The organism is Thermococcus coalescens, from assembly GCF_055392585.1.
On sequence record NZ_AP043764.1, the window covers coordinates 1,584,404 to 1,600,573 of the forward strand.

Genomic DNA, 16,170 nt, shown 5'->3' on the forward strand with positions numbered 1-16,170 from the left:
ACTTTTCCTTCTTCATCCTTCACATTCTCCTGTGCCGTTTTCATGATTGGAACCGTGGTCGTGATTGCATTCGCATTCATCGTGGCAGCATCCATCGTGGTCGTCGCAGCAATCCACGCTCACCACGAGTGCGTTGCTGGTTATGCCGTACTGGACTATGGTCGCCCCTTCGTTCAGGTTGTACTCGCCGCATGAGGTAAACTCCTGCTGTCCTGCAGGATTCAGCCGGGTGAATACTGTAATGTTCATGTGGACGCTCCCCCCCGCTGGAACGGTTACGTTCCACTCCATCTTCGTGGCTGGCTGGGGGTCATTTCCGCCATGCCCTCCTCCACAGTGCCCTCCGCACTGGTTGCCGTCGTTCGCTGCCCAGAACCTGTACGTGCCGGCACTTGCGCTGGTTCCGCCCAGGCTCACGTTGAACTCCGCAGGGATGGTGTCGGTTATGGTCAGGGTGAGCTCATCGCCGGTTGGGTTTGTCACCAGTATCTGGAAGACCCATTCTTGGTACGTTTTCGGGGGTATTCCGCTGGTGTTGCCGTGGAGGAGTATCTTTTCTATGGTTGGATCGCCCGTCACGACGATTTTTATCGGGCAGGTCTCCACAACGGCGTCCCCGCCATTCCACCGGGCGTGCATTGTAATTGGGACTATGTACTCTCCCGGCGCGACATCGCTTACGTTAACGTGGCCGGTAAACGTGTACTCATCACCCGAGGCTATCATCCGCTCGGCGCCGTCTTCGGTTTCTATGAACACCTCCGCGTTGCCCGGAAGGTCGGAGTAGTCCGGGTCGAGCGATATCCATACGCCCTTCATCTCGTTCAGGTAGTTTCTTACCGTCAGTGCATCAAAGTCAGTCTCGCTGTGGGGGCTGACCTCGACAACTGCGGCATAGCCGTCTTCACAGTCAAAGCCGAGGTACTCCTTATCATGGGGAACAACGGCAACTTTGACTTCCCTCGATGCTTCAAAGTTTACAAAGGTTCCACTGGAGCCTACGAGAATCAGCGATGCCAGTGCGAACGTTATAATAATTGAGAACAGAGCTTTCATATCCTAAACACCTCCGATATCCCTCTACGGAAGGAAGTCCTCCTTCTCCTGATTCTAAGAACATCCTCGTTTCCGATGCCTGAGATTACGTAGAACGCCCCAAGGAACAGGGAAAGTTCTACCAGAATGGCGAGGAGGGGCATAACCGGGTTGATACCGTACAGGTACGTGATCACGGACTTCGGGAGCAGGGGCATGTACGCGTTTATCCTGACCTTGGCCACGTATATTGAGGTTCTTTTTGGGGCGGTTACACCTACCACTATGCTCTTCTCCTCCCCTTTACTGAGTTCAAACTGGGTCTCGGTTATGTAATCAATATCGGGCGAACTCGCGGAGATGTAGTAGTACATCGGATAGAAGTTCTTGTTCTGGAGGGATATCTCCTGCTCAAAGCTCTCCCCGGGCAGATACCACCCTTCTCGTACACCTCCCGCGGATGTTACTGCGTATTCAATTGGGAACATCTGCCAGGATACAAAGGTTGCGGCTGAAACCATGACCAGAAGGAGAACGGCCGATAATAGGTAGAGAGTTTTAAATTTGATATGGATGAACCGTTTTCCCCGTTTCCTTTTTTCCTTCTCTCCCCCGGTGAATGCAAAGACACCAAAAATCACCAGCAGGCCTGCTATGATCATTTTTCCTTGATCCGATAAGTTGGCGTCATTTAGGTACAGTCCCAACTTGGGCACGGTTACGGGGTTTCCGTTTATGGTTATGACCTCGCCACCAATCTGGCCCTTCGTTATGGGGGGCATGTTTCTGCTCTGCTGGTCGGTCGCTATGTTGTTGTCCCCTCTCGTGAGGTATCCCGCCTCCACTATTCCCACTACCCTGTGAACGGTCCATGTTCCACCGGCGTTAAACACGACTATGTCCCCAACCTGGGGGTTGCGCGCAAAGGGGTTTATGAAAAACACGTCTCCCTTGTCTATGGTGGGCGACATGCTGCTGGAATACGCGTACGAGATGAAAACAGGCCTGTTCATGAGCATTCCGAAAAGTGAGCCGATGAGTATTACCCCAACGAACGCCAGAATTCCGTATTCGATTATTTTATTCATTCACAACCGCCCCCCTGAGCGGTTATTACAATGCTCGTCTCGTAGTCCCCTAGTTCTAGCCCGTGGGTATCGAAGCGCATCCCTACGTCAACGCTCTGGTTTGCCTGAATTTCTACCCTGAGTTCACTGCTCCAGTTGCCGCTGAAGTTGCTTTCAAAAAATCCAATGTTCTCTGAGTTTGAGGATATCATGACGCATATCACAGGGAAGCCGGTTTCGCTCTCGTTATTTTCCACGGTGAAAATCCTGTTGAAGGTGTAAACGCTGTCCTTGCTGAGTCCCTTCCCGTAGCCCGGGTAGAGAGGACTCTGGTCGCTTATTTCAACCCTCAAAAACCCGTCACTCAGGTAAGCGTAAGGCGGGAGGGGGGTCTCAATGGGAATGCCGGCTCCATCGGGAACACCGTATACAACCACCGGTATGGCATCACCGGGATATATCGTACCAATCCCTATTATCAGTAGAATCGCCAGTCCAGCTCCAGTCATAATTTTGGTTCTTGTTCCCATTCTTTTCCCCCTCATAATAATTTATGGAAAGGAGCAAATGCTCCGAAATGAAACCATTCTATTCAGTCTACCTCAGGGCAGGCTCCCGCGTAGGCGGTTATTGAGAGCTTTCCGTCGAACATGTCGCCGTCAACCATGTCGGTGCTGTCAAGGATCATTCCAATCTCGACCATGTCACCGGGCATCACGGTGAAAGTCAACTCAGTTGCTCCCGGCTGTCCCGTGTAGTTGCCAGTGAAGAACAGTATGTTGCCACCGGCGCCTTCATACTCGCTTGCCGAGTACTGAATGTGAACACAGATGGGCATGTCCTCCCAGAGGTCGTTGCTCACGCCGAAAACTCCCTTGAAAACGTATGTGCTGTTCGGGCTCACACCCATACCAAGGCCTTCCATCCAGTTGCTGTTGCCAGTGCTCAGGTCAACAACAAGGGTGCCGTCATCGTCTATGAAGGCATACTGCTGAAGGGGAACCAGATCAATGAACTCGACGTCGTCAGGGACAACAGCCACATGGACGTCTCTGCTGGCCTCAAAGTACGCGAAGTGCGCACTGCTGGCCGTAACGGCTATGAGTATTCCCGCTATCAGTATGAACATTCCTAGTATTTTTCTCATTGCGGTCCGCCCCCTGCGTTGCACTCAAACGGTGCTTCTCCAACTGGGTATGCCTCAATGGTTATGACTCCGTAGAGGTCGCCATCGTTGACGTCGTCGGGTCCGGCCAACTCCATGCCGATTCCCAGGGCCTCGCCAGGTGCTAGGTAGAAGCAGACATCCACTTTAGCGCTGTCCGAGCTGTATGCAGCGCCGTTACCATCGGTCTTGTACATCCTCCACATACCGTCCTCGTCCTTGGTGGGGTTGTAGAACTTGATGTTGTTGTTGCTTGAGGTCACCCTAACAACAATGTACTCGTTCTCCCAGAGGTGGTTGCTGACGTTGAACACGTGGTCAAAGTTGTATCTTGACTTCGGGCTGATACCAAGTCCCTTTGCTGGGATCGACATGTTCTGCTCTTCGTCCCATGCCCACCAGCTCTCGTCTTCCCATCCTGGCCAGTTCGGGTTGTCCGCTGAGAAGTCAATAACAAGTTGCCCTCCATCGTTAAGGTACGCGTAGGGCTGAACCGGCGTCAGGTCGATGAGCTCATTATCGTCTGAAACGACACTGATATGGACGCTTCTCTGAGCCTCGTAGTCCCTGAAGGTTGCGCTAGTGCCTAGTGCAAAGGCCGCCGCGATCATCAGCCCCAGCATACCGAGGGCCAAAATTTTCTTCATGGTACATTCCTCCATGTTTTCCAAACCGACACCCTAGGCAGAGGCCATCATAGGGATGCCTCATTGAGTGTAGTGAAGTCAACCTATATAGTAAATTCCGGCTTACTGGGTGGTAATCTCTCATTACCTGGAAGGGAACAACTCAATCTGATTAGAACAGGCGAATTATAGCAGCAATCTGCTAAAACAGCCTCTTAATCTTCTTGTGATGGACTACGCTTATGCCCAGATACACCACGGCAGCCAGCAATAAAGGCATGCTACCGAGATACCAACCCGCGATAATGAAAATTATCGATGTCCCCATATAGAAGGTGCTCCAGCTTATGTCGTGCTTGTTGACAACCTCCATGTAGACGGTTACATCTTCCGGAATCTTCAGGAGCGTAACGACGCCGTGGTTAAAGGTTATGACGCCCTCCCGTTCCAGCTTGGGGATGTGCGTCTGAACCAGGCTGACGTAGACGCTTTTCCTGTGCCTCCGGTTGGTGTCCCCTTCCCTTTCGGCTATGTATTCCACGAGTTCCCGGAGTTCTGCCCTGCCCTCCTTTTCTTTTAGGTACTCTATCATCAGCATTCTTCTGTCGTTCCCTAGTATTGCGGTCGTTGCACCCATGATATCACCGCAGCCTGTAATGCTTCCTCTTATTACCGTTTGTGTAGAATGCTTCTACCTTTTTCTGTTCCACGAGCTTTCTGAGAGTCCTCTCGACCTTCTGCCTTGTGCAGAAAATACCCCGTTCGTTGAGGAACCGAGTCAGAAACGCGACACTGAGCGATCCGTGGGTTCTGAGGAGGTTTATAATCTCAACCTCCAGGCTAACTACGTTGCTCACATCCTCACCCCCTCCGTGTTAAGCAATACGTATGTAACATCACTTTAGAACTTAGGGGCATAGTATTTAAAAGTTCCTGAAAAGTCCGATTTAGGAATTTACGTCAATTTTGTGCCTATTCTGGTCTGGAGGCCTGATTTCCAAAACGAATCCATAGAATACGCCGTTTATCTTTGAGTTCATCACTCGCCCCCTTTAAGTTTGTTGTGGATTTTTCATAATATTGGAGAAAATACAGCAAAACTCGAACAAATATCCACCGGCATTACAATATCAAGCTTTCTTCGAGCTTTACATGGGAATCTCTTCCACTGATAGAATACTACTCAGAGTATAATGTGTGATTCGAATGACAAACTTAGAACGGGAGGAAAGGTGGGGTTCGAGGATCTGGAGCCCGGTTGAATGGTAGCCCCGCGGGGATTCGAACCCCGGTCGCGGGATCCAGAGTCCCGCATGCTTGGCCGCTACACCACGGGGCTGTGCCCGTTGATAGGTTCAGGGTTGGATTTATAAATTTTATCCTCCCCATAAAGCTTAATAGCCCCATTCTGCAAAAGCTTCAACGGGCGATAGCTATGGACTTTGCGGTGTTTATGGAGCGGTACGGATACAGGATTCTAATGCTGGTTTTCGGTGCCGCGATACTGGGGATACTTCTCGCACCCTTCGTGATGACGTTCTGGGCCTTTAGCAGTAGCGGCATTGCGGCGGCTGTTGTGGCCGTGATAGCACTTGCGGTGGGCATCGGGTTGATGTTGGTTCCTAGATTCTGGGATTTTGCCCACAAGATGAGGCAGACTCACATCATAGAGGACTGGAACGAGGACAGATAAACCTCGCTCAGGGATTGCATCTCCTCAATACGGGGAACAAAGATCAGCTGTTCACTGTTGACTTTGTCCCAGAAAAAGCCTGTGCTGGTGGGGCCGCCGAGATTCGAACTCGGGTCCCCGGCTCCCGAAGCCGGAAGGATAGGCCAAGCTACCCCACGGCCCCATGCCCGCTGATAAGGGCAGTCGCAGGACTTATAAAGTTTACGGAACAGTCTGATGAAGTGGAGGGAAGCCCCTTGAAAATCAGCGTTATAGTCCCCACATACAACGAACGCGAAAACCTCGAAGAACTCTTTGAGAGAATTAGCAGGGCTCTGGGCGACTGCGACTATGAAATCATCGTTGTTGATGACGATTCTCCGGATGGGACATGGGAGTTCGCCCAGCGGCTTTCGGAAAAGTACCCCGTCAGGGTCATACGGAGGACTGAGGAGAAAGGCCTCTCTTCTGCCGTTATCAGGGGGTTCAAAGAGGCCGATGGTGATGTTTTCGTCGTCATGGACGCGGACCTTCAGCATCCGCCGGAGGTGATACCAGAGCTCCTGAATGCCATTGAGGATGGGGCTGATGTGGCGGTGGCCAGCAGGTACGTCGCCGGGGGCGGGGTGAAGAACTGGTACTGGTACCGGAAGCTCATCTCCCGGGGCGCGATTATGATAGGCCGTCTCGCACTTCCCAAGATAAGGGACGTCAAAGACCCGGTGAGCGGCTTCTTTGCCATCAGAAGGGAGGTCGTTGAAGGGGTGGAGCTAAATCCCGTCGGGTTTAAGATTCTGATGGAGATTCTGATTAAGGGCAGGTACAGGAAGGTTGTCGAGGTTCCCTTTACCTTTGGCCTGAGACGGGCTGGAGAGAGCAAGCTCGGAACGAAGACCATGCTGAACTATCTCAGGCACGTGTACAGGCTTATGCGCTGGGAGGGCGAGCTGGACAGGCTGATTAAGTTCACCCTCGTTGGACTCTCTGGAGTCGTGGTTAACCAGGGGTTTCTGTGGCTCTTTGTTTCGGGTTTCGGCTGGGACAAAATACTGGCCAACATCCCCGCGACCGAGCTGGCCATCTTGAACAACTTCACCTGGAACGACCTCTGGACCTTCAGGGACCTCAAGAGAAAGCCCCTGTGGAGGAGGCTCGTCAACTTCCACATCGCGGCTCTGACCGGCGCGGTTGTCCAGTGGATTATCTATGCCGGTCTGGTGCTCCTTGGGATGAACTACCTCGTGGCTAACATGGTTGGTATCGTGATTTCATTCATGGTGCGCTTCCTTGTTAACCGGCACGTGACGTGGGGCTAGCGCCCCTATAACAACCCCCGCCAGCGTCATGAAGTAGGCGAAGAACATGACGAGGGCAAAGTCCTCTCCGGCTTCGGTGGGGAGCTTTTTCGAGATCACTACCGTGGTGAGGATGAAAAAGGTCAGCGTTCCGGGAACTCCCAAAACGACCGTGGAAGCAAAGAGTGAGTGTCCATTGGCGTTTCTCCATCTCCTATAAAGCCATGTGGTCAGGGCTACAGCGACGATCGGGAGCACAAGGAAAAGCAGCTCAAAGAAATCGTGGCACCGCAGGCTCCATTCTATGTCCATAATTCCGAGGCAGAGGCGCTTCCTGAAGAACCATGAGGGATTGAAGTAATCCTCCAGCAGAAAGAGGCCCGCGGTGATCCATGGTGCAAGAAACCCCAAGATTTTCTCGGAGTCTCCGGTTCTCATGGTCTGTAGTAACATATGCCTGGATATAAACCTTTGGGCACCATCCGTTTGTTTGCTCCATTGGGTCACACACCGCTTTTCTGTCGTTTTCGGACTCCCGAAGGGGGCGTTGGATGCTCTGTGTGTCACTCGGTTACGTTATGCTTCGAACGGTTTCTCACATTGTGGGTTCATGTGGGCATCAGTGGACACTTCAACCTTTAAATACTCTTGGGGCGTTTATGTACTACGGAGGGTGTGGTTATGTACGTGGGAGAACTCCTCAAGAGCCTTGACAGGGTTTCAACCGGCGTTCCGGGACTTGATGATCTTATCGGTGGGGGATTCATCCCGGGCAGGGTTTACCTTATAATCGGTCCCCCCGGAAGCGGGAAGACGACCTTTGGAATTCAGTTTCTTGTTGAGGGCGCTAAAAACGGCGAGAAGGGACTGTTCGTGTCCCTTCTGGAGCATCCAAAGATAATAACCCAGGACATGCTGAGGTACAACTTTGGTCTCCTTACCCACCTCCAGTCGAAGAGGATACTCTTCTACGACATGGGAGAGAGCATCTTTGGTGCTGGAAGGAGGTTCACTTGGAGCGAGATACTTGAGAACATCCTCCACATTATCGAAGCGGAGGGCGTCAAGAGGGTCGTCATAGACTCTTTCACCTCGCTGGAGTACTCGGTCCTTGACCCCGAGCACAAGAGGATGGCCCTGGGTAGGTTCATAAGAAAGCTCCACGAGATGGGGATCACGTGCCTCATAATAGCCGAGATGATGAACTCGGAAACCTACACTGAGGATTACTATCTCTCCGACGGCGTTATAGTCCTCCACCACTTCATGAGGAACTATCAGATGGTGCGGGCCCTGCAGGTTCTGAAGATGCATGGTGTTGCCCACGACAGCAACCTCAAGAAGCTCCGCTTCACTGAGGAGGGGCTCAGGGTCTATCCGGAGGCACCGTTCTGAGGTGGAACCATGGAGGATGCGAAGAAGCTCGTTCAGGAGGCCTACAAGTTCGGCTACTTCGTGGGCTACAAGGGACACAGTGAGTGGGCGGAGTGGGTTCGCGAGCGCAGGGAAAGGCTCTATTCGAGGGCACGGGAGCTCGGCGTTTATGAGCTCGTAAAGAATGCCTACAACCGTGGAAAAGTGGACGGGGCGAAAAAGAGGGAGGAGGAGGTAAGAAAGGGGCTGGGAAAAGAGACTACAGGCGAGGAGCGCCCGAGACCGAAGACGGCCCTCCCAGAGAGTGAAAGGGAGGAGACGGGGGAGGTGGAGTTTGCACGCTTCCTTGAAACTACCCGGCTTTTCCTTCCCCCCGACCTTCTGGACACTCTGAAGCACCTGAAGCCTCCGAAGATGCTCCACATTGGTCGCTGATTTCTCCTCTTCATGCGAGCAGCTTAAATATTCCCTGAGAGACTATCCCTGGGGGATACTTATGAAGCGCTTTTTAAAAGAAGCCGGGGTTTTTGATTCCTCGAAGGTTCTCCACTACATAGCTGAGATAAGCCAGTTCCACAGGATACAGGGTTCGAAAGAGCTCCCAGAGGCGGTTCACTTTATCAGGGAGGAGCTGAGGATATGGGGGGTTAATACGGAGCTCTACGAGGAGTTCTACGACGGTAAAAGCTGGTTCCTGACCCTCAAGTCCCCCATCGCGTGGGACTTAGTGCATGGGAAGGTCGAGGTTCTGGATAAGACTCTAACCACCTCCCAGAGTCCCCTCGTCGTCATGGCGCACTCTCCGGGCGGAAATGCTGCGGGTGAAGTGGTTCACATAGCCCGTGCGGAGGACTGGGAGAACGCGGGGGGGAAGATAGTCCTGGTTGGAAAGGAGTGGCGCGACGCCTACAGGAAGGCCAATGAGGCCGGAGCGGTGGGCTTCATGGCCTACCGCGAGGGGACTGGGGAGGCCGTACCGTACATCGGCCTGTTCCTTACCAAGGACGACCTTGGGTGGGCAAGAATCCCGGCCGTTGCCATCCCCGAAAGCCTGGCAAGGGGCATAATTGGGAAACTTAACTCCGGGGAGAGGGTTGAGGCCAGGATCGAGGTCGAGGTTCAGGTAAACGAGCGTCAGGTTCTTCCGATTCTCTACACCGAGATAGGTAGGGAGCCTTTCATCCTCTTCACCGCCCACATCTGCCATCCGAAGCCCGGCGCCAACGACAACGCCAGCGGAAGTGCGATGCTCATGGAGCTGGCGAGGGTTCTCAACCGGCTATACGACGACTCGTTCCGCTTCGGCTTTGCCTTCCTCTGGATTCCAGAGTACTACGGGACCCAGGCCTTCGTGGAGAGGCACGCCGAACTTGAGAAGTACTACGCGGTCATAAACCTCGACATGGTTGCGGGGAGCGAGGACAGGGCCGGCTCAACGGTGATGCTCGTGAGGACTCCACTCTCCCGCTTCTCCGTTATTTCGGGTCTCCTTGAGTACTTCCTTGGGCTTTCAAACGCCTCCGGAAAGAGCTTCTCGGGAAGTCCGATGCCGCGCTTGAAGCTCAAGAGCTATCCCTACGAGATGGGCAGCGATCACGACGTTTTCAACTTCTTTGGAATTCCGTCGGTGATGCCCATCACCTGGCCGGACAGGTTCTATCACTCCAGCGAGGACACCGTTGAAAAGGTGAGCAAAACCAGCATAGAGGTCATCGGCAGGGCGGTTCTGGCCACCGCTCTGGCACTTGCCAGGGCTACTGAGGATGAACTTCAGCGCTTTGCACGCGGCTACGCCATGAAGTACCTCGGTGAACTCTCCCTGGAGAGGGACACGGAAAACGCGGAAAAGCTTGTGATGATGGGCCTGGCCAGGGATTCGCGCTTCCTCGGTATCAAGAGCGGGCATCCATTTGAGAGAAGGCCGTGGATGAGGTGGGTGCGGAAGGGCAGGGTCTCGGGCGAGCTCATAAAGAGCATCGATGAGGAGGCCTACGAGGAATTCAGGAGGCTGACAAAGGACAGAAAGATACTCGTGCACCTCCACGAGCTCCTGATGCTCGGTGAACTCCTTCCAAAGGAAGAATCCATGCATGCACTAAAGGAAGAGTTCGGGGATGTTGAAGAAGAGAAGCTCGAAAGACTCCTGGCCCTGCTGGAGAAGACGGGGGTTATAGAAAAGCTCTAGTTTCTCTGCTTGGAGGTGTTCTTGAGCTCCTTTTCGATTTCGTTTATCCTCTTTATCAGGCTCTCCTTGATGCTTTCGAGAACCTCGCTCGGTGAGACCGCGGTGTAGACGTAGCCCAGCCACCCCTGCTCGATGAGTCTCCTCCTGAGTATCCCCTTGCGGTACAGGCTCAGGACGTGCTCCCTAACCGAGCGCTCGCTTATGCCGAGTTCCCTCTGTATCTCAGTTATCCTCATGGGCTCGCTCTTCTCAAGCAGGAGGCGGTATATCCTCAGCTCCGTCTTCTTAACACCAAGCGAACGAAGCAGTGCCTCAAGCCTCTCGTAGACGTCGCTCATCTTTGGGTCACCTGATATACTTTTATCCCACCTATGAAGTATTCCCTTCATACCTTAATAAACTTTGCCCGTGGACGCGATAAAAACGCCCCTCCATTGTCCCTAGAGTGGAACACGCCCCAAGTAAATGCCTTCAGGCAGAAAAGCTTCACCCTCCCTGGAATCCTTCAGAAAGGGTACCATCTTTATCCCCTGCCTTACATCAAAGCCCTCGATGAAGGGGTTGATCGTGGGGAGAATGAGAAACCTTCCCACCCGGAAGAAGATCTTGGTCTTTCTGGATGCCCCTCCGCTCTTGAATGTATATGCGGGGTGTATGTGCCCCATGTAGCCCTCCGAAAACTCAACGTCGGGCAGGTTTGTATGCCCGTGGAGGAATATCAGGCCATCCATAAGCGCGTGCTCAACGACCTCGACATGCGGGAACTTCCCGGCAACCTCCTCAATCCTGCCGTCGTGATTCCCTTTGGTGATCATCGTGGGTATCCCCCGGAGGTCTGAGAAGAAACCCATGAGAAGGCGCTTCATCGTGAAGCTCAGGCCTATCGGTTCCTTGAGGTCCCCGAGGAGAATCAGCATGTCTGGGTCTTTTTCGACTATGAACTCCGCGAGCCTCTCCTCAAAGTGGGTCCGTATCCTCAATCCCCGGGGGAGCTCAAAGCCGATGTGGGGATCCGCTATTAGAAGAGTCCTCCCCCGGGAAGTCTCAATCTCCATTGAGAGCCGCTCGAAGGCTTCAAAAGAGTACATGGAACCACCGGACAAAACGGTGGAGAAAAGGAGGAGCATCAGATGAGTCCGCGCTCCTTCCTGCGCTGCCTCTTGAGTCTCCTGATCCTCTTCTTGATCCACTTCCACCTCATCCTTCCCTTCTTCTTCCACTTCCTTGGGCGCCTCTTCATGATCATCACCCCTGACTTTTCTCTCCAGCCATAGCTCCAGCGGTTCCTTTTTAAGCTTTTCCATGGGGAAAGGTCAGCCACCTTCGAACCGTCAAAAAGCTGCCCCGCTGCCCCAACCGCTCCCAAAATCCGTGTGGAAGGAGGTTTTGGCTTTCATGATTTTCCACGTTTTCTAGGCTTTTTTACGGCTGAGCTTGGTTAATATGTCCTTTTAAAAGTGGATGCGTTGTCCTGAATATCGCAGTAATGTAAAAATGCCTGTGGCTTTACAAACAATCGGATTAGACCAGTATGGACTTTGGAATGCTTGTCCGCTAACCTTATCTATCCCGAGGGCAACTTGGAGTGGTGATAGCATGAAGGTGGCCTACGTCCAGATGGAGCCGGTTCTCCTTGAGCCCGAGGTGAACTACTCCAGGGCAGAGGAGATGATCCGCGAGGCGGTGGATAGAGGGGCCAAACTCGTGGTTTTACCGGAGCTCTTTGATACCGGCTACAACTTCGAGAGCAGGAGTGAGGTCGAGGATGTGGCAGGGGAGATACCGGACGGCCCCACTACGCGGTTTCTGGCCGAGCTTTCACGTGAGCTTGACGTGTTCATAGTCGCCGGGACGGCCGAAAAGGACGAGAAGGGCAGGCTCTACAACTCCGCCGTGATGACGGGCCCGATAGGTAGCGGCTACATAGGCAAGTACCGCAAGGTTCACCTGTTCTACCGAGAGAAGCTCTTCTTCGAGCCGGGCAACCTCGGCTTCCACGTCTTCAATATCGGCATCGCCAAGGTGGGGGTGATGATATGTTTCGACTGGTTCTTTCCGGAATCCGCCAGAACCCTTGCCCTGAAGGGGGCTGACATCATAGCCCACCCGAGCAACCTCGTGATGCCCTACGCCCCGATGGCGATGCCGATCAGAGCCCTAGAGAACCGTGTTTACACTATAACCGCCAACAGAATAGGTGAGGAAAGGGGTCTGCGCTTTATAGGCAAGAGCACGATAGCATCACCCAGGGCCGAGGTGCTGGCCGTGGGGAGCGAGGATAAAGAAGAGGTCGCCGTCGTCGAGGTTGACCTTGAGCTTGCGAGGGACAAGCGGCTCAACGACATCAATGACGTGTTCAGGGACAGACGACCTGAGTTCTACTCACTGTGATAATATCTGTTTTATCCCCACTTTTGTATTTTGGAATGTTTGCATCTTTTTTGCTCCGGTTATGGGCCGTTACCAACCATGTTGTAATGTTGCCAACATTGGTGGGGCGGTGTTCAATACCATCCAATGGAATTAACCACCCGTTGGAAAATCTACATAAAACTCGCTCCAGAGGGCTCTATTCCTGGTTTGGTGTACCCTTCCGAAAGTATTTTAAGAACTAAGGCAATAGATGGTAGATGATGGCGAGAAAAAGGAGGTACATCCTTTTGATTGCACCCGTTGCGGTTGCCCTCGTGATTGGGCTAGTGGTCAATGCCGAGATGTTCCCGGCTGACTATTCCTATCAGAAGGGACTCTTCGGGCCCCACAACATCCAGGCCGAGCTTCTTCCGGCGAATTCCCATATACGCGGCCAGATAATAGCCAAGAACCCGTTTTCAGCCTATGTGGTTGTCTCGAAGTCCGGCTACTTTGAGGACGCTAACGGGGACAACGTCGTTGTCAGCTGGGAAAACGTCACGGAGGTTGACCTTGATTTCAATGTGCCCGCAGGGAACTACTACCTCGTGATCAGAAACGGCAACGTTAGCCAGGAAATAGAGATGAGGTTTAAAGTGGACGGCTGAAGTCCTCCAGCACAAGCTCGGCGATGTCCTTTCTTGGCTTTTTGAAGTACAGTACGCCCCAGACATTTTCGACGCCTCTACTCTCGCCGGGTATGAGTTTTGCATCTCTGAAGAAGACCTTCCCGATTGCGAGCTGTGTTGAGATGTCCCAGTAATGGAAATCGACGTCGGTTATCTTCTTGAACCCCGGAAGGATGTAGTAGCCCCTTCTGAACGTCCCCCTGACGAAGTCGTAGCCCTCGTGCATGGAGGCGATGGTGTACCCTTCCCTCCTGCCCTCCACCAGGAACTTCCGGTAGCCAGCACGGTACATTACCCAGTAAACCCTGTCCGTGTCCTCCACCAGGAAAACACCATCGTCGCTGAGTGCGAGGGCAACTCCAGCGAACAGCCTGACCGCGTCGAAGGGGTCAAAGTGGGGCATGGTGAAGCCCCAGAGAACGGCTGTATCGTGCTCGCCCACAAGTCTCGCTACCTCCCTCGCGTCGCCCTGGACGAGTCTGAGCTCGGGCTTTACCCCGGCCAGCTTAAGCCACTCCCCCGCCAAGTCGAGGTCGCCTTTTCTGGCATCGAGGAGCGTTAGGAGTCTGGCGTTGGTTACCTTCGCGAGGGCGACGCCTGCAATTCCTGTTCCGGCGCATATGTCCAGAACCCGGGCTTTTGACGGCAGCTCGCCTGCTATGCTCCTGAAGAACTCCTCTATCTTTTCGAATCTTTCCCTTGCCCTCTCATCATTGGGATTCATCCGCCAGTTTATGTACCGGTAGAGCTCCTCCAGGGACATGGCATCACCACATGATGGAGTGAGCGGGATAATTTAAGCCTATCGAAAGGGGTCTGTCCGTCGTGAGTTTTTATGAGTGAGTGTAAGCAAACCTACGCCCATTCAAATCAACCCTCACGACGGACTTGGGTTTCATCACGTTCAGCTCCCCTCTGGGTTCATCGGAGAGCAAATCATCACGCTCAACCCCGCTTAGGGCGACCCCAAGTCCCCGCACCAAAACGTTGAACGCACCAACGAACTGTCTATCCGCCTTAAACCCACAATTATGACATTCCACCAGCCCGTTTCGGGACTCCAACCTACTCCCACACACCGGGCAGGTGGACGAAGTGTAAGCAGGATTAACAAACTCGATTGGAACACGATAGGAAAGCTTTCCAACAATCTTCTTCCAAGTGGCACGGGAAAGCTTTCTGTTAAACTTCCTCGAACCGCTCTGGAGCATTTTGAACTTGTCCAAATCCTCGAAGACGAAAACCGTATCTGGAAACTCCCTCGAAAGCTGAACTGCGAGCTTGTTCAAATAATCTTCAATCCTGTTCCTTCTCCTCGTCCAGTATTTCTTGAGCAACGCTCCAATCCTCTTCGAGGCTTTCCGCTGAACACTCTTCAGTCCGTCAATAATCCTGTCATAAGTCTCGGCAATCCTGTGTAGCTCGCTCAAGTCCACTCTAATCCAGCCCTTTTCAGGGTGAAAGATGTCGAGGCTCGTCAGGTTACTGTCAATACCAATTTTAATTCTCCCAGAGAACTCGACTTCCTTTGAGAAGGTTAGCAGAACGTCGCTCTCCCTGATTATTAGCTCGCCAACCTTCCAATCCTTGATTCTCTCGTAGAACCACTCCTTTGAGAAGTCCAGTTCAAGGTATTCTTCTCTCGGCTTGATGGTTACTCTTATCTTCGAGCCTTCGACTTTCATTAGGGTTGTTTTAACCCTCACGAACTTCCGCTTAACGATTGGCTTCGCTCTTTTTCTTTTTCCCTTGAGGTAGTTCTGTCTCCAGCTTTTGAGGACTGAATAAGCGGTCTTTATTGCAGAATCAACGTAGTGCTTGGCGAAAGGCCACTCTCGAAGGAGTTCGTTCCTCAGTTCCCGCTTGAACTCGTTTGTTTGTAGAAAATAAGGGATTATGCGGGTTGTCTCATAGTAGCTGTAATTTTTTCTTCCGACAGAATACCTGTGCTTGACCTTCTTCTCTCTCCAAGTTGTGTTATCCCATATTTTATCAATTGCCCTCTGGAGTAGTCTTTGGTATTCTTTGAGGAACAAATCAATGTTCCAGTTGTGGGGCATTCTGTATGTGAGAACGACTTTAGTCATTCTCGACCTCCTCGATTAATTTTTTCACGCCTTCCTTGAGCTTTTTGTATTTGTGGGAGCGCATTCCGTAGAGCTTTCCAGCGAAGTGCGATATTATGGTTATTAAGTCTTCAATGAGTTCCTCTCGTGGGGATTTTTCTTTGTCGTTGATAATGATTATCTCTGCACCGTTCTCCTTGAAGAAGAATTCGATAGTTTTGAAACCAAAGCGGGTGAGCCTGTCGGGATAGGTGACGATGACTTTTGAGACTTCTCCATCTGCCACGAGTTCGAGAAGTTTGCGGTAGTTCTTCCTGTTCTCGTTCAATCCTGAGCCAATGTCTTTGAGGATTTGGACTTGCCAGCCACGTTCTTTTGCATATTGCTCGATGGCCTCGACTTGTCTTTCTAAGTCGTCTTTTTGGGTGTGGCTTGAGACTCTTGCATAGCCAATGATTAGTCCGTTTTCCTCGCTTATGCCGAGAATTCTTTTGATTTCGCTTTCTGGTATCCTTCTCCGTCCGCCGGGTGTTCTAACGGTTTTGATTTTCCCTTCTCTATCCCATTTCTGGATTGTTTTTGGGTGGACGCCGAGAATTTCGCTCGCTTGTTTGACCGTGTAGAGTTTCTCTTTCACTACCATA

General features: G+C 52.4%; 20 protein-coding genes and 2 tRNA genes. 7 read left to right on the forward strand and 15 right to left on the reverse strand.

Annotation, left to right across the window (positions count from 1 at the left end; translation table 11 throughout):
- Window positions 1-12: 12 nt before the first annotated feature.
- The 8 genes from ACZ5M3_RS08735 to ACZ5M3_RS08770 all read right to left on the reverse strand — a co-directional run bounded on the left by ACZ5M3_RS08735 (window position 13) and on the right by ACZ5M3_RS08770 (window position 5,232).
- Window positions 13-1,056 carry a hypothetical protein gene (locus tag ACZ5M3_RS08735; RefSeq protein ID WP_464839258.1) on the reverse strand — a complete coding sequence of 348 codons (1,044 nt, stop codon included), beginning with the start codon at window positions 1,054-1,056 and terminating at the stop codon, window positions 13-15.
- The gene (locus ACZ5M3_RS08740) at window positions 1,053-2,123 is read right to left on the reverse strand and encodes a signal peptidase I (RefSeq protein WP_464839259.1); all 1,071 of its coding nucleotides are present in this window, start codon (window positions 2,121-2,123) and stop codon (window positions 1,053-1,055) included. Before ACZ5M3_RS08740 ends, ACZ5M3_RS08735 begins: the two co-directional genes overlap by 4 nt.
- Window positions 2,120-2,632 carry a DUF1102 domain-containing protein gene (locus ACZ5M3_RS08745; protein ID WP_464839260.1) on the reverse strand — a complete coding sequence of 171 codons (513 nt, stop codon included), beginning with the start codon at window positions 2,630-2,632 and terminating at the stop codon, window positions 2,120-2,122. The genes ACZ5M3_RS08740 and ACZ5M3_RS08745 overlap by 4 nt, the downstream gene beginning before the upstream one ends.
- A gap of 62 nt (window positions 2,633-2,694) precedes the next feature.
- Window positions 2,695-3,249 carry a DUF1102 domain-containing protein gene (locus ACZ5M3_RS08750; RefSeq protein ID WP_464839261.1) on the reverse strand — a complete coding sequence of 185 codons (555 nt, stop codon included), beginning with the start codon at window positions 3,247-3,249 and terminating at the stop codon, window positions 2,695-2,697.
- Window positions 3,246-3,914 carry a DUF1102 domain-containing protein gene (locus ACZ5M3_RS08755; RefSeq protein ID WP_464839262.1) on the reverse strand — a complete coding sequence of 223 codons (669 nt, stop codon included), beginning with the start codon at window positions 3,912-3,914 and terminating at the stop codon, window positions 3,246-3,248. Before ACZ5M3_RS08755 ends, ACZ5M3_RS08750 begins: the two co-directional genes overlap by 4 nt.
- Before the next feature lie 181 nt (window positions 3,915-4,095).
- Window positions 4,096-4,530, reverse strand: coding sequence for a DUF7344 domain-containing protein (locus tag ACZ5M3_RS08760; RefSeq protein WP_464839263.1), 435 nt, complete (start codon window positions 4,528-4,530; stop codon window positions 4,096-4,098).
- A gap of 4 nt (window positions 4,531-4,534) precedes the next feature.
- Complete coding sequence (locus tag ACZ5M3_RS08765) at window positions 4,535-4,750, reverse strand: hypothetical protein (protein ID WP_464839264.1); 216 nt, start codon at window positions 4,748-4,750, stop codon at window positions 4,535-4,537.
- Between the two features lie 406 nt (window positions 4,751-5,156).
- Window positions 5,157-5,232: transfer RNA gene (locus ACZ5M3_RS08770), tRNA-Gln, on the reverse strand.
- Between the two features lie 114 nt (window positions 5,233-5,346).
- Between ACZ5M3_RS08770 and ACZ5M3_RS08775 the strand changes: the two genes are divergently transcribed.
- Entirely contained in the window at window positions 5,347-5,586 is a 240-nt protein-coding gene (locus tag ACZ5M3_RS08775) for a hypothetical protein (protein ID WP_464839265.1), read from the forward strand.
- 85 nt (window positions 5,587-5,671) lie between these two features.
- Here the strand turns inward: ACZ5M3_RS08775 and ACZ5M3_RS08780 are convergent.
- Window positions 5,672-5,749: transfer RNA gene (locus tag ACZ5M3_RS08780), tRNA-Pro, on the reverse strand.
- Between the two features lie 73 nt (window positions 5,750-5,822).
- Between ACZ5M3_RS08780 and ACZ5M3_RS08785 the strand changes: the two genes are divergently transcribed.
- Window positions 5,823-6,881, forward strand: a complete 1,059-nt coding sequence (locus ACZ5M3_RS08785; protein WP_464840851.1) for a glycosyltransferase — start codon at window positions 5,823-5,825, stop codon at window positions 6,879-6,881.
- Here the strand turns inward: ACZ5M3_RS08785 and ACZ5M3_RS08790 are convergent.
- Window positions 6,834-7,298 (reverse strand): hypothetical protein, encoded by a 465-nt coding sequence (locus ACZ5M3_RS08790; RefSeq protein WP_464839266.1) that lies wholly within the window; start codon window positions 7,296-7,298, stop codon window positions 6,834-6,836. The two genes, ACZ5M3_RS08785 and ACZ5M3_RS08790, sit on opposite strands and share 48 nt — an antisense overlap.
- A 243-nt stretch (window positions 7,299-7,541) precedes the next feature.
- On the opposite strand from ACZ5M3_RS08790, the gene ACZ5M3_RS08795 reads away from it, so the two are divergent.
- The 3 genes from ACZ5M3_RS08795 to ACZ5M3_RS08805 all read left to right on the forward strand — a co-directional run bounded on the left by ACZ5M3_RS08795 (window position 7,542) and on the right by ACZ5M3_RS08805 (window position 10,419).
- On the forward strand, window positions 7,542-8,255 hold the full coding sequence (locus ACZ5M3_RS08795; RefSeq protein ID WP_464839267.1) for an RAD55 family ATPase: 714 nt from the start codon (window positions 7,542-7,544) through the stop codon (window positions 8,253-8,255).
- Between the two features lie 9 nt (window positions 8,256-8,264).
- Window positions 8,265-8,669 carry a hypothetical protein gene (locus tag ACZ5M3_RS08800; protein WP_464839268.1) on the forward strand — a complete coding sequence of 135 codons (405 nt, stop codon included), beginning with the start codon at window positions 8,265-8,267 and terminating at the stop codon, window positions 8,667-8,669.
- A 61-nt stretch (window positions 8,670-8,730) separates the two neighbouring features.
- The gene (locus ACZ5M3_RS08805; RefSeq protein ID WP_464839269.1) at window positions 8,731-10,419 is read left to right on the forward strand and encodes a DUF4910 domain-containing protein; all 1,689 of its coding nucleotides are present in this window, start codon (window positions 8,731-8,733) and stop codon (window positions 10,417-10,419) included.
- Here ACZ5M3_RS08805 and ACZ5M3_RS08810 read toward each other — a convergent pair.
- Both ACZ5M3_RS08810 and ACZ5M3_RS08815 read right to left on the reverse strand, forming a co-directional pair.
- Window positions 10,416-10,757 (reverse strand): transcriptional regulator, encoded by a 342-nt coding sequence (locus ACZ5M3_RS08810; RefSeq protein WP_464839270.1) that lies wholly within the window; start codon window positions 10,755-10,757, stop codon window positions 10,416-10,418. The two genes, ACZ5M3_RS08805 and ACZ5M3_RS08810, sit on opposite strands and share 4 nt — an antisense overlap.
- Window positions 10,758-10,859: 102 nt before the next feature.
- Window positions 10,860-11,507, reverse strand: coding sequence for a metallophosphoesterase (locus ACZ5M3_RS08815; protein ID WP_464839271.1), 648 nt, complete (start codon window positions 11,505-11,507; stop codon window positions 10,860-10,862).
- 508 nt (window positions 11,508-12,015) lie between these two features.
- On the opposite strand from ACZ5M3_RS08815, the gene ACZ5M3_RS08820 reads away from it, so the two are divergent.
- Together ACZ5M3_RS08820 and ACZ5M3_RS08825 are read left to right on the forward strand one after the other, a co-directional pair.
- Window positions 12,016-12,810 (forward strand): nitrilase, encoded by a 795-nt coding sequence (locus ACZ5M3_RS08820; protein WP_464839272.1) that lies wholly within the window; start codon window positions 12,016-12,018, stop codon window positions 12,808-12,810.
- A gap of 239 nt (window positions 12,811-13,049) precedes the next feature.
- Window positions 13,050-13,439 (forward strand): multidrug transporter, encoded by a 390-nt coding sequence (locus ACZ5M3_RS08825; RefSeq protein WP_464839273.1) that lies wholly within the window; start codon window positions 13,050-13,052, stop codon window positions 13,437-13,439.
- Here the strand turns inward: ACZ5M3_RS08825 and ACZ5M3_RS08830 are convergent.
- The 3 genes from ACZ5M3_RS08830 to ACZ5M3_RS08840 all read right to left on the reverse strand — a co-directional run bounded on the left by ACZ5M3_RS08830 (window position 13,423) and on the right by ACZ5M3_RS08840 (window position 16,169).
- Window positions 13,423-14,223: a class I SAM-dependent methyltransferase gene (locus ACZ5M3_RS08830; RefSeq protein ID WP_464839274.1), complete on the reverse strand. Its 801-nt coding sequence runs from the start codon at window positions 14,221-14,223 to the stop codon at window positions 13,423-13,425. The two genes, ACZ5M3_RS08825 and ACZ5M3_RS08830, sit on opposite strands and share 17 nt — an antisense overlap.
- Window positions 14,224-14,293: 70 nt before the next feature.
- The gene (locus ACZ5M3_RS08835) at window positions 14,294-15,547 is read right to left on the reverse strand and encodes an RNA-guided endonuclease TnpB family protein (protein WP_464839275.1); all 1,254 of its coding nucleotides are present in this window, start codon (window positions 15,545-15,547) and stop codon (window positions 14,294-14,296) included.
- Window positions 15,540-16,169: an IS607 family transposase gene (locus ACZ5M3_RS08840; RefSeq protein WP_464839276.1), complete on the reverse strand. Its 630-nt coding sequence runs from the start codon at window positions 16,167-16,169 to the stop codon at window positions 15,540-15,542. The genes ACZ5M3_RS08835 and ACZ5M3_RS08840 overlap by 8 nt, the downstream gene beginning before the upstream one ends.
- Between the last annotated feature and the right edge of the window lies 1 nt (window position 16,170).